Annotated in this window: 9 protein-coding genes; 5 read left to right on the top strand and 4 right to left on the bottom strand. The window is 53.4% G+C overall.

All coding sequences use genetic code 11. From position 1 onward, the window contains the following. Positions 1-47: 47 nt before the first annotated feature. From CDA54_RS07615 to CDA54_RS07595, 5 genes are all read left to right on the top strand, one after another. The gene (locus CDA54_RS07615) at positions 48-875 is read left to right on the top strand and encodes a class I SAM-dependent methyltransferase (RefSeq protein ID WP_099034399.1); all 828 of its coding nucleotides are present in this window, start codon (positions 48-50) and stop codon (positions 873-875) included. 136 nt (positions 876-1011) lie between these two features. Further along, positions 1012-2286 carry an efflux RND transporter periplasmic adaptor subunit gene (locus CDA54_RS07610; protein WP_099034398.1) on the top strand — a complete coding sequence of 425 codons (1275 nt, stop codon included), beginning with the start codon at positions 1012-1014 and terminating at the stop codon, positions 2284-2286. A gap of 10 nt (positions 2287-2296) precedes the next feature. Beyond that, positions 2297-3007, top strand: a complete 711-nt coding sequence (locus CDA54_RS07605; protein ID WP_099034397.1) for an ABC transporter ATP-binding protein — start codon at positions 2297-2299, stop codon at positions 3005-3007. A gap of 2 nt (positions 3008-3009) precedes the next feature. Beyond that, complete coding sequence (locus tag CDA54_RS07600; protein WP_099034396.1) at positions 3010-4323, top strand: ABC transporter permease; 1314 nt, start codon at positions 3010-3012, stop codon at positions 4321-4323. 8 nt (positions 4324-4331) lie between these two features. Beyond that, positions 4332-5549 carry an ABC transporter permease gene (locus tag CDA54_RS07595; RefSeq protein ID WP_099034395.1) on the top strand — a complete coding sequence of 406 codons (1218 nt, stop codon included), beginning with the start codon at positions 4332-4334 and terminating at the stop codon, positions 5547-5549. Positions 5550-5619: 70 nt separating this feature from the next. Here CDA54_RS07595 and CDA54_RS07590 read toward each other — a convergent pair whose 3' ends face one another. The 4 genes from CDA54_RS07590 to CDA54_RS07575 are packed head-to-tail and all read right to left on the bottom strand — an operon-like array spanning position 5620 to position 12012. After that, complete coding sequence (locus tag CDA54_RS07590) at positions 5620-6495, bottom strand: DUF7281 domain-containing protein (protein ID WP_099034394.1); 876 nt, start codon at positions 6493-6495, stop codon at positions 5620-5622. Continuing rightward, entirely contained in the window at positions 6495-7739 is a 1245-nt protein-coding gene (locus CDA54_RS07585) for a hypothetical protein (protein ID WP_099034393.1), read from the bottom strand. Before CDA54_RS07585 ends, CDA54_RS07590 begins: the two co-directional genes overlap by 1 nt. Beyond that, positions 7736-8359, bottom strand: coding sequence for a hypothetical protein (locus tag CDA54_RS07580; RefSeq protein WP_099034392.1), 624 nt, complete (start codon positions 8357-8359; stop codon positions 7736-7738). Before CDA54_RS07580 ends, CDA54_RS07585 begins: the two co-directional genes overlap by 4 nt. Further along, on the bottom strand, positions 8356-12012 hold the full coding sequence (locus tag CDA54_RS07575) for an ATP-binding protein (protein ID WP_099034391.1): 3657 nt from the start codon (positions 12010-12012) through the stop codon (positions 8356-8358). Before CDA54_RS07575 ends, CDA54_RS07580 begins: the two co-directional genes overlap by 4 nt. Positions 12013-12066 lie beyond the last annotated feature (54 nt).

Raw genomic sequence — 12066 nt, 5'->3', positions numbered from 1 at the left:
AATATCAGGTACGTAAGTGATTTCAATAATAACCAAAGGAGAAGGATATGAATAAAATAAAAGCACTCTGTGGTATCTGTGCCACAGTATTAATCGGTGCATCACCACTGACCCAGGCCAATGAGCTACAACAAGCGGCGATGGGTGAGCACCGTACGGCTTCTTACCAGGCCAGAGACGAGTACCGTAATCCACAGCAAACCCTGCGTTTCTTCGATGTTCAGCCGGATATGACGGTGGTGGAAATCGCCCCGGGCGGTGGCTGGTATACAGAAATTCTTGCGCCTTACTTAAAAGACAACGGCAAGCTGATTGCTGCCCATTTTGATCCCGATTCTGACGTTGAGTATTACCAGCGTTCACTGAAAAATTTTATGCAGAAAGTGAATGGAAATCAGGATGTATATGGCAAGGTAGAGGTCAGTGTATTTCAGCCACCAGAAAAACTGGATTTTGCCCCCGCTGGCAGCGCTGACAGAGTGCTGACCTTCCGCAATGTGCACAACTGGTATATGCGCGGGGGTGGCGAGGAAAACCTGAATAAGGTATTCGCCTCTTTTTACAAAGCGCTTAAACCAGGCGGCGTACTGGGTGTGGTGGAGCACAGATTGCCCGCCGATCGTCCGGCAGAAGATATGGAAAAAAGTGGCTATATGCATGAGGCTGTAGTGTTAAACGCAGCCAGACATGCCGGCTTTGAACTGGCCGCCTCATCGGATATCAATGCCAACTCTATGGATACTGCGGACCACCCTAAAGGCGTGTGGACCCTGCTTCCCAGCCTGCGTTTAGGTGAAGAAAACAAAGACCATTACATGGCCATAGGCGAAAGCGACAGAATGACACTGAAGTTTGTGAAACCAGCACAAGAATAATCTGCATTTAGCTTAACCACGCAACAAGGCCGCCACTCAGGCGGCCTTTTTTTATCTGACATTTTTTCCGCCTCAGATAAACCTTTTCATCTTTTCCTGCGACTTACCCTGAAACCCATATCAATCAGAGACAAGAATGAAAATAGCTGATACCAGTGGTCAGGATGAATTGCTGGCTGCGCCGTCCAGACGCCCACTGTATATCTGGGGAGCAATTGCGGCGCTGGTTATCACCGGCCTGTTGTTATTAGCGATTCCCAAAGTTCAGAGTTACAGCACCACCGATATCAGTGTACCAGCGGAGCGCTTACGCCTGGCTACGGTAACACGGGGGGATCTGACACGGGATTTGTCGGTACAGGCGCGGGTGGTTGCCGCAGTCAGCCCGACCCTCTACAGCCCCGCCGACGGTACCGTGACACTGATGACCGATGCCGGTGACAGCGTGTCACAAGGGCAGATACTGGCACAGATTGACAGCCCGGAACTGAGTAATCAGCTGAAACAGCAACAATCGGGTCTGGCAAGCCAGCAGATTGAGCTGGATCGCCAGCGTATTGAGTCCAAAAAACAGCAGCTTGCCAATCAAAAAGCCGTGGACATGGCGAAAGTGGCGCTGACCGCCGCCGATCGCGAGAAGCGCCGCGCCGATAAGGCCTACAGTACTAACAGCATCAGCCAGCTTGATTATGAAAAAGCTCAGGATGATCTGGAAAATGCAAAACTAATTTATCAGCATGCCTTACAGGATGGGGCGCTGGACAAAGAAAAGCTCAGTTTCGAGATCCGCACCCAGGAGCTTCTATTGGCCCGACAGACATTGTTAGTGGAAGACCTGGAGCGCCAGGTTCAGGAACTGACGGTACGTTCACCCGTCGACGGCATAGTGGGCAACCTGGCAGTGGCAGAGAAAAATCAGGTCAGTCGTCACCAGCCGCTGCTCAGCGTGGTGGATCTCAGCCAGTTTGAGCTGGAAGTGGCCATTCCCGAAAGCTATGCCGATGACCTCAGCATTGGTGTACAGGCACAGGTTAATCTTAACGGCCAGACCCATGAAGCCACCCTGGTCACCATTTCGCCGGAAATTGAAAATAATCAGGTTACCGGCCGGGTGCGCTTTAGCGAGAAAATGCCACAAGGCCTGCGCCAGAATCAGCGCCTGACCACCCGCCTGCTGATGGAAAACAAAGCCGATGTGCTAATGGTGCAGCGGGGCCAGTTTCTGGAAACGGGCAGCGGTCGCATAGCCTATCTGGTCGATGGTGAGATCGCCACCAAGCAACAAATTCAGACCGGTGCCCGCAGCCTCAATGCGGTGGAAATCCTCGACGGCCTTAATCCAGGCGACACCATTATCATTTCAGGCACCGACCAGTTCCGTGGTGCAGACACTGTACTTATTACCCAATAAGGAAATTCCGATGTTAAAAATGCAACATATCAGTAAAGTATTCCGCACCGATCTGGTGGCCACTCACGCGCTCAGAGATTTCTGCCTGGAGGTGGCTGAAGGCGAATTTATCTCCGTCACCGGCCCTTCCGGCTCAGGAAAAACCACCTTTTTGAACATCGCCGGCTTGCTGGAAACCTTCGATCAGGGCCAGTATTTTCTCGACGACGAGGACATCAGTCACCTGTCGGATAATGCCCGCAGCCGGCTGCGTAATGAAAAAATCGGTTTTATCTTTCAGAGCTTTAATCTGATCCCCGATCTGAATCTGTTCGACAATGTCGACGTACCGCTGCGCTACCGCAAAATGCCTGCATCCGAACGTAAACAGCGTATCGAAACAAGCCTCGAGACAGTTTGCCTGGCCAGCCGCAGTAAGCACTTACCCTCACAGCTCTCCGGTGGCCAGCAGCAGCGGGTAGCGATCGCACGGGCGCTGGCCGGCCAGCCGCGTTTTTTACTCGCCGATGAACCCACAGGTAATCTGGATTCGGCCATGGCAGCCAGCGTACTGGACTTGCTCAAAGAGATTAATGCCGCCGGTACCACTATTATCATGGTCACCCATGACCCGGTGCTGGCCGAACAAACGGATCGACAGATCTACGTTCGCGATGGCCAGATCAGCAATATCGCCAGCACCGGCCAGTTGGCCGAAGCTCGCCTGGTCAGCGGAGCCTGATCATGATTAGCTACTATATGAAACTGGCGCTGTTGAGCCTTAAACGCAACCCGCTGCTCAGTGGCCTGATGGTATTAGCCATCGGACTGGGTGTTGGCGCCTGTATGACCATTATCACCGTTAATTATCTGATGTCGGCGGATCCCATCCCGCAAAAAAGTGACCAGTTATTTTATGTGCAGGTAGACAGCTGGGATCCCCATGAGAGCCGCGACGAGCGCAACCTGCCACCGGATCAGCTGACCTGGACCGATGCCACCAATCTGATGGCCGCAAAACGCGCTTACCGGCAGGCAGCCATGGCCAGTTCGGGAGGCGTGGTAGAACCTGCTGATGCCGATGCCAAACCCTTTAATGCTTCTATCCGTCTGACCTATCAGGACTTTTTCGCCATGTTCGAGGTGCCGTTTTTATACGGCAGTCCCTGGTCCGCCGAGGATGATGCTAATGAGCGCCAGGTGGTGGTACTGAGTAAGGCCATGAATGATAAGATTTTCGGCGGCAGTGATTCAACCGGCCAGACACTGCGCATCACCGGCAATCTGTTTACCGTGGCGGGGGTGCTGGATCACTGGCAACCCGTGCCACGTTTCTATGACCTTACCACCGGCGCCTTTAATACCAGCGAAGATCTGTTTATGCCGCTGAGCCTGAAAATGCCGCTGGAACTGGATTCTAGCGGCAATGTTAACTGCTGGAAAGAGCCCGAAGAGCCTGGCTTTAAGGGCTTTTTGCTGTCTGAATGTGTCAATTTCCAGATGTGGGTGGAGCTGCCCGATGCCGGTGACAAAGCTGAGTATCAGGCCTTTCTGAACAACTATGTGAATACCCAGAAAGAGCTCGGTCGCTTCCCACGCCCCTTAAACAACCGGCTCTCTGATGTCATGCAGTGGATGGAAATTCAGGAAGTGGTAGCCGATGACGCCCGCATTATGTTGTGGCTGAGCTTTATGTTCCTCGCCGTTTGCCTGCTTAATACCATCGCCCTGTTATTGGCCAAGTTCAGTGCCAAGGCACCGGAAATCGGGCTGCGCCGGGCAATTGGAGCATCCCGCAAAGAGGTCTTTATCCAGCATTTACTTGAGGCGGGCAGTATTGGCTTGCTTGGCGGTCTGCTTGGGCTGGCGCTGGCATTACTCGGCTTACAGGGAGTCGGTGCCCTGTATGGCGAATTTGCCGACAACCTCACCTCACTGGATTTACCTCTGGTATTACTGGCACTGCTGCTGGCCTTGATCGCCAGCTTACTGGCGGGACTCTATCCCACCTGGCGCGCCTGTCAGGTCAATCCCTCACAACAACTTAAGAGTCAGTAGGAGCCATCATGCGAGATCTTGGTCCAATTCTGCGCGCCATGCTGCGCAACAAAACCGGTGCGATACTGATCGCCATTCAGATTGCGGTCACCATGACCATTATTGTCAATGCGGTGTTTATCATTCAGCAGCGCAACGAACTGATGGCTCGTGAATCAGGGCTCGACGAAGCCAACAGTTTCTACCTGACTTCCGTTGGCTTCGCCGATGACTATAACCCGCAAAACACAACACAGGAGGATCTTCTTGCCCTGCGCGCCTTACCCGGTGTGGTGGATGCCATCCAGACCAACGCCGTGCCCATGAGCGGCAGTGGCTGGTCAATGGGCCTGCAGACTCAGCCCGGAGAAGAGTTCGACGGTACCGGTGTGGCGGTATATATGGTGGATGAGCACGGGCTTAACACCCTGGATGTGGAACTGATTGCCGGGCGAAATTTCAATCAGCAGGAGATTCGCTGGCGTGAACCCGCCGCCCGCACCTGGCCCGATGTGATTATCATCACCCGGGACATGGCTGAGGCGCTGTTTCCTGAATCAGCCATTGAGGAAGTGGTCGGTAAGACCGTTTATATCAATGATGATCAGCCAATTAACATTATCGGCATTATCGACAAGCTACAGGCGCCCTGGGTTGGCTGGGGCTCTGTTGAGCGGGCCATGCTCAGCCCGGAACAGACCCTGTTTAATTCGGCCAATTACCTGATCCGTACCAAACCAGGGCAGCGGAATTCGCTGATGCCACAGATAGAGGAAATGCTGGCCAACAGCAACAAGGGCCGTATTATTCGCGATCTGACCACCATCGAAGACACCCGCGAGCGCAGCTATCGCCGTCACAGCGCTATGATCAAAATTCTGCTTATTGTTGTACTGACACTGACCCTGGTCACGGCCGCCGGTATCGTCGGCTTGTCGAGCTTTACGGTCAACAAACGCCGCAAGCAGATCGGTACCCGCCGGGCGCTGGGCGCCACCAAAGGTGATATCCTGCGCTATTTTATGCTGGAAAACCTGCTGATCAGCTCCATGGGTATTGCTCTGGGGCTGGCCCTGACACTCGGGCTGAATATGGTGCTGGTGAATAACTTTGAAATGCAACGGCTGGATTGGTATTACCTTCCCTTTGGCATGGCGGTATTGTGGTTACTGGGCCAGCTTGCAGTGCTGGGTCCCGCCAGTCGCGCCGCCGCCATCCCGCCAGCCGTGGCTACTCGCTCGGTATAACCTGAAAAAGTGGGGTCAGAGTAAACTTTCTTGGAGCTGAGCCGTTTTAAAAGGCGAAAGCAGAGAAAGTTTACTCTGACCCCACTTTCTCCAATGGCAGGTTTAGCATCAATTGTTGTCTGAGTCCGGCGCGCTGGCTGGTGATCAGTTCCAGTAAGGGTCGCCAGCCTGGCGGGCAGTCTCGTTGCAGGCCGGGCAGAAATTTAAGTTGCGTTTGGGGGTAATGCTGCGGGACCAGCTGTTTTGCTAACTCATAGATCGGCGGTAATAACAGGCCCTGGTATCTGCCGCTGATGGCAATACGCAGTCCGGCCAGATCCAAATCACCGAAATAGTACATCGGTTGCTCTGGGCATTCCCTTACCCAGCGTTTTCGTAATCCCTTGCAGGCTCGCGAGTGGCCTCTGTCACCACGATACACCACCAGCGTATCAGGCCCATGCAACGGACTTTGATACTGCCACCACTGATTAAAACTGTCGCGGTTTTCAATCACAACAAGAGATTGATAGTCAGTGAGTGCCAACTTCTTACAGTCCAGTTCCAGATTCAGCTGTGGTAAGGAATAAAAATACCCGGAGACTGTGGTTAACAAATCAGGTTCGGTCACCGCCATTAGCAACTGATTAGCGGTGGGCGCGATACCCGCACGTTTCTCATTGGGATCAATCTCAGCCGTCTGTGCGCGATCCAGTCCCTTAAACTGTTGTCGGTAATCACTAAAATCATGTTCACGCAGAATCTGGTTTATCTTAACAAGGGCACTGGCATCGATAATAAAGTGCCTCGGCGGCAGCGCCCGGCCCGGCGTAAATTCCTGCTCCTCACACCAGCTAAGGATTTCCTTTAGCGGACCGTCGAGAGAGACTTTAATACTGTCTTTCAAACCCAGATTACGCTCCAGAGTAGAGAGTTTCTTTCTGGCCCTTAATGACAAGTCCCGCATCAGCCGGTGGCCTGGAACTCACCGAAAAAGCGCAGGCCCAGATGCACATCTTCGATAATCCGCACCTGATTAAAGCGGCTGGCCATACGGGTGACTTTCTCCATCTGAAAGCTCTGTTTTGCTTCACTGGCCATGCCTTCGTACTCGGCTATCACCTGGAACAGCCAGATTTCCGGGTCCCATTCAAGCTGATTGGTGGCCAGATAATCCAGCGCACTGGCCGGATTGCCCGCATCGATCACGGCGATAAAAAAGTTCTCCACATCCTCCACCAGCTTTTTCTGTTCCGTTTCGGCCAGTTGTTGCTCTGGCGCGGCGAAGGGCTCGGCGTTTTCGATTGGTGTGACGTCCTGCTCCGGGCGCGGAATGGCTCGGGCCAGTTGCGCCAACGTATTGCTGTCGCTGTCTCTGTCCAGGGCAATGGCGGCAGCGGCCTGTAGTCCCCGGGCCTGATTGACCACTGCCGGAACCTTACTGCGATTAGGATAATCACCAATCTGAAAATTCGGATGCTGGCGTAAAAAGGCGCTCATGCGACTGACCAACAGCGCCCGCTCCTGCTGCTGGCGGAAGCGGGCCATCAGCAACACCAGGCGTTTTTGCACTTCCAGCAACGAGCCTGAATGTTCTGAAATCCGCATCTGAAGCTGACTGACCAGCAACTTGCGAAGGCTGCCATCACTGCCCGCCAGGGCAATAAATTCTTTAAAATCAATCAGGCCAAAGCCATCAAGCAGGCGACGCAGTTGTTTTTGTGCCAGTTCAATTTCGCGGATCTTGTCATCCAGACTGGCGACAAAGCCAAACTCGGTATTAAGACGATGCCACAGGCTTTCAATGGCATCACCGAACTGGCCGCTCATATCGTGGACCCGCTCGGTCAACAGCTGCATATGATGTTCGGCAGCAGCGTAATCACCTTTGGCTCTTGCGGCCTGCAAGGATTGCACGCGGGTGTGAATCTGATCCAGATGCTCGGCCACATCGGCGTTAATCTGACGTTTGCGCTCATCCTGCGTCAGACTAGCGATCAGTTCACCCAGCACCGGGCGCAGGCTTAAGGGTGCCTGTTCGTCGGGCCGCCACAGAATACGCGCATCGATAAGTTTGTTCAGTGCCGTTTCCGATAACGCCGTTTCGTCTATATGGCCACTGAGATACCCCTGCATCAGTGCCTCGGCATGTTTGCCGATCAGCGTCAGTCGCTCGCGACCAAGTTTGAACAGACTGCTTTGCTGGCTCAAAACATATCCCCCTGCTCCGGGCTGTCCTCGTCCAGCGGCAGATGTTCTTCATCTTTGATAAAACGCACCAGCTCAATCAGATGTTCTATCTTGCCGGTGACGATATAAAACTGCCGATCACGGTGCGGCTGATGCAGATAGCCCAGTTCACGGATACGTTTAAACACCTGCTTTATCTGCATATCCAGCTGATCACTGGTGGATTTAAACACCTTGTCTGCCGAGAGCATGGCCAGGCGCTGACGCAGGGACTGATTATCCTCTACCTTGAGGGAAAATTCCTGCAACTTGATGGTATCGCCAGCGGTCAGCGCGCCGTCTCTGCCCAGCGCTTCCTGTACCAGTTGCATCCACTCCAGCATGGGTAACAGAGACTGAATAGTGGCACCGAACTGTTGGCTGAGTTGCTGCCGTGCCGGTTCAGTCAGCTCATGGTAGGCCAGAAAAAACACGCTGCCATCTTCGCTCCTGGCAATACGCCGATTTAGCGGGCGCAGAAAATGGTTAAGATCCTCACACAGATTTTCATCCTGAAGTTTGTGAAAGCTGTGCTCATCCGTCACCGCACAGATAAACTCCCCTTCCAGTAAACGCTCCAGCAGCGGACCATGTTCTATCATACCGCCTCCTCCATGTTGTTACCGGCCTTGAGGCGCTCGGCAATGCGGCTCACCTTAGGTTCAATTTTCTGCAATTCCTGGCGCTGTTTGTCAATCAGATAGCGATGTTTAAACAACATCAGCACCTCGGATTCCGGATTGGGAAAGGCGCCAAGAATATCGATGCCATTGGTCTGGCAGGCAACAAAGAGTTTTTCCACATTGTGATAGGCAAGGGTACCAATTTCATCGATAGGCCAGTGAATACGGATATCCGCCTTGTTGCGTAATAAGCGGGTAAATGCGAGCAGAAATTTGCACAAAATCAGATAGGCCATGCCATGGCTGGAAGACTCCAGCAATTGCCTGTCGTTTTTGATCACCAGATCCGAACCTCCTTCATTCAGGTGCAACTCCAGGCGCAACAGGGATTCGATATTGTAACTGGCATCATTGGGCAGCACTTCCACCACGTCAGCGAGGCTGTCCAGATACTCCTGTTTGGGCATATCGTCGCCGGAGTCCCGCCAGTTCTGATAGGCCTGAGCGAAACGTTTCAGCGGCTGCCAGAAATTGAGTTCATCGACGGTAGAGAGGATCCTCACCTCTGAGCGGGCGATACCGTCGAGGGTCAGATCATCGGCCACTTCTTCGGTCAGCCGACGGCTCTGGCTGGCAATCTTGCGATTGATATCACTGAACACGGTGAAAAAGCGGTTCAGATCGCCGCCTATGGTCTCCCCCTGCTCGACAATCTGACGGGCACGGGAGTCGAGAATGCTCAACAAACTCTCCAGAATGGGTAATTTTTCGCGATTGTCGGCCTGCTCCTCCAGTACCGCAAAGCTTTGCTCCATCACATCGAGAAAATCCTTGCCGGCGTCTTTGCCTAACACCGACTCGAACTCGTTCAGTTCTTCTTTGAATTTACGCTCCAGGCGGCTGCGACTCTCTAGCGCCTCATTGGTGCGGGCGATACGCTCCTGTTGATCACCCATACTGCCTTGCGGCGGCTCACCGGCAAAGGTGAATTGCAGGTGAGACAACTGACGCATCAGCGGCTCAATCTCATTTAACAGGGCATTGCTCTGGCTGAGCTGTTGTTCGGTTGTGCGCTGCTGTTGCCGGAACTCAGATCTGTCACTCTGGTACTGCTGTTTTAGGTTATCCCGTTGTTGCTGTAAACCTTGCAGCGAAGCCTTAAGCCCCGTTTCCTGTTCCAGCAGTTCCGGGCGCCGCTCGCCCCAGTCAATGCGCATAAACTCCCTGTACTCTCGCAGCTCATCCCGGCGCGAACTGACTCTGTGGATGCGCCCCTTAAGCTCGTCGATATCCTGTTTAAGCTTTTGTAACTGAGCGGGATCAATGTCCTTACTCGCCAGTTCTTCGTTAAAGGCCTGTTCAAGCTGTTTGATCTGTGCCCTGTTCTGCTCGCGGCGCTTTTCTACCTGCAGCTCCAGCTCCTGGATCTGTTCATCCAGCAGTGCCAGTTCTTCCTGCCAGCCGCTGCGAAATTCCAGTAACTGATCCTCAAAATCCTGTTGAAGCTGCGCTAATGCCTCCTCGCGCTGCTGCTGTTTGCTGCTAAGCTGCTGTTTAAGCTTGTCCAGAGCCTGTTGGGCTTCTGCGCGCCGGCTATCCAGCAACGTCTTGTGCTGTTGCAATAAACGCTGACGGGCATCGGTGGCATAATGCACTTCCTGCTCTGCCTGTTCGAACGCCTGCTGTGCCCTACTCAGTTGTTCGCGCAGTTGCTCAGCCTGTTCATGAGCTTGCTGCAACACCCCTTCATGTTGTTGCTGCTGCTCGCGGTAGTGCTGAAGTTGCTTTTGCGCCTGTTGCAAACGATGTTTCAGGGCCGCTTCGTCTTCGGCATACTCGGGGGCATCAATCTGACTCAGATCCAGGCTGATACCGAGCAGACCTTGCTGTTCGTCAGTAAGCTCCGGAGAGAGATCCTTGCGCTCCAGCAACGGCGCGTGGATGACCTTACCCAGTTTTTGCTCCCAACCGCTTAAGTTATCACGTAAAAAGGCGCGCAGACTGCCTTGCTCCGGGCTCAGTTGCTGCTCGATACGTTGCAGCCGCTCACCGGCCTGGCGACACTGACGGCGACTGTCATGTAATTGTTCATCAGCCTGGCGGGTTTGTTCACGGGCCTGCTGATATTGTCTGTCGCAGGCCGTACGTTGCTCAGCCCTGTGCTGCCAGTTACGCTGGGCCAGCTCCAGGCGCTTTTCTGCCAGTTGCTGGTTTTCCTGCTCCTCGTCACTGAGCATGGGTTGCTGCACCTGCAGTTGCTGGCTGATAACAGCCTGTTGCAGCTCAGACAAGCTCTGTTCAAAGTCACCGCGCTGTTGTTCACGACGTTGCTCATACTGACTACGAAGCTGGCTTTCCTTATCATGGTGGGACTGACGCAGGGTGTTCTTATCGCCTTCGATGGCCTTGATCTGACTCTGGTTTTTCTGCCGGACCCGCTCAAGGGATTCAAACAGCTTGTTCTTTTGCTGTTCCAGGCGCGCCTGCATATCCTGATGCTGATCGATCAGCAACTGATAGTGTTCCTGTTGCTGCTCCAGCTCTTCACGCCACAGCGGCAATACCTGAGTATCTTTTTGCAACTGTTCCATATCAGAGTCAAGGTAACCATCATAACGGGCCTGGATATGATCCAGTTGCCTGGCACAGGCTTTACGTTCTGCATCGGCTTCGCTGATGGAACTGTTGAGCGCCAATTCCTGCTGCTCAAATTGCTCCTGTAATTCACTCAGCTGACGTTTAAGCAGGTTAAGCTTTTCGCCGCTGTCGGCCTTATCGCGCCTGAGCCGGGTATAGTCCTCTTCAAGTACCGGTTTAAGTCGCTGCAGCTGAGCCTCAACCTGGTTCAGCGTATCGGCTTGTGTGCGAATCTGTGCAAATGCCTTGTGCAGGTCCTGCAGGCGCATGGTCTGGCGCATCTGCGTGATCCACTCCCGGGCTTTAGTATTTCTGACGGTGGTGCTGGGCTGAACCAGCCCATCTTCCTCGAAAATCGCCGCCAGCATGGTACGCAGAGTATCCATTTTGCCTTCTTTGGCGTGTACCGCACTGACCAGCTTTTCCATATGACGGATTCGGTGGCTGGCCGCCACCAGGCTATAGCGGGCCGCTAATTGGCGCAGACGGGTATTGTCACGACTGGAGGCCCGCCCCACAGCAGCATCGTTCTGGATCACACTGCGATATTCACTGGTAGAATGGAGCTTACTTGAATAATCGATGCCAAGTTGCTTGAGCTGCCGTAACCACTGTTCAGGTAACATCGGCTGCACCTGCTTGTCGTTCACCTCCACAAGCACCTGCTCATATTCAAAAGGTGCTTCGACAAAACGGTACTGTACGCTGTCGGCGTCTTTACGGGTCAGCACGGCCTGGCATATCTGGCCGTCTTCCCGCTGATATTCATAGATCAGGTAGCTGTTGTTGGCCGGCAAATAAAACTCGCTGAATTTTTTACGGGTGCGAGGTACCACTTTGCCAGGCAGTTCGCCATAAAACACCGGTACCAGTCGCTGTAATGTAGTTTTACCTGAGGCATTGGTTCCACACACATTGGTATGACCGTCCAGCTTCAGCTCCACCACACCAGGCAGGTGGGTGTGAATTAGAATAATACGCAGTAATCCTGACATAGACATCCCAGAGCGCCAAAGGGCTCTATTTTACTGTGAATAAAGAAGAATTGG

Source organism: Lacimicrobium alkaliphilum (assembly GCF_002591895.1).
GTDB classification, from domain to species: Bacteria; Pseudomonadota; Gammaproteobacteria; order Enterobacterales; family Alteromonadaceae; genus Lacimicrobium; species Lacimicrobium alkaliphilum.
This window is presented reverse-complemented; position numbering and strand designations above follow the sequence as displayed.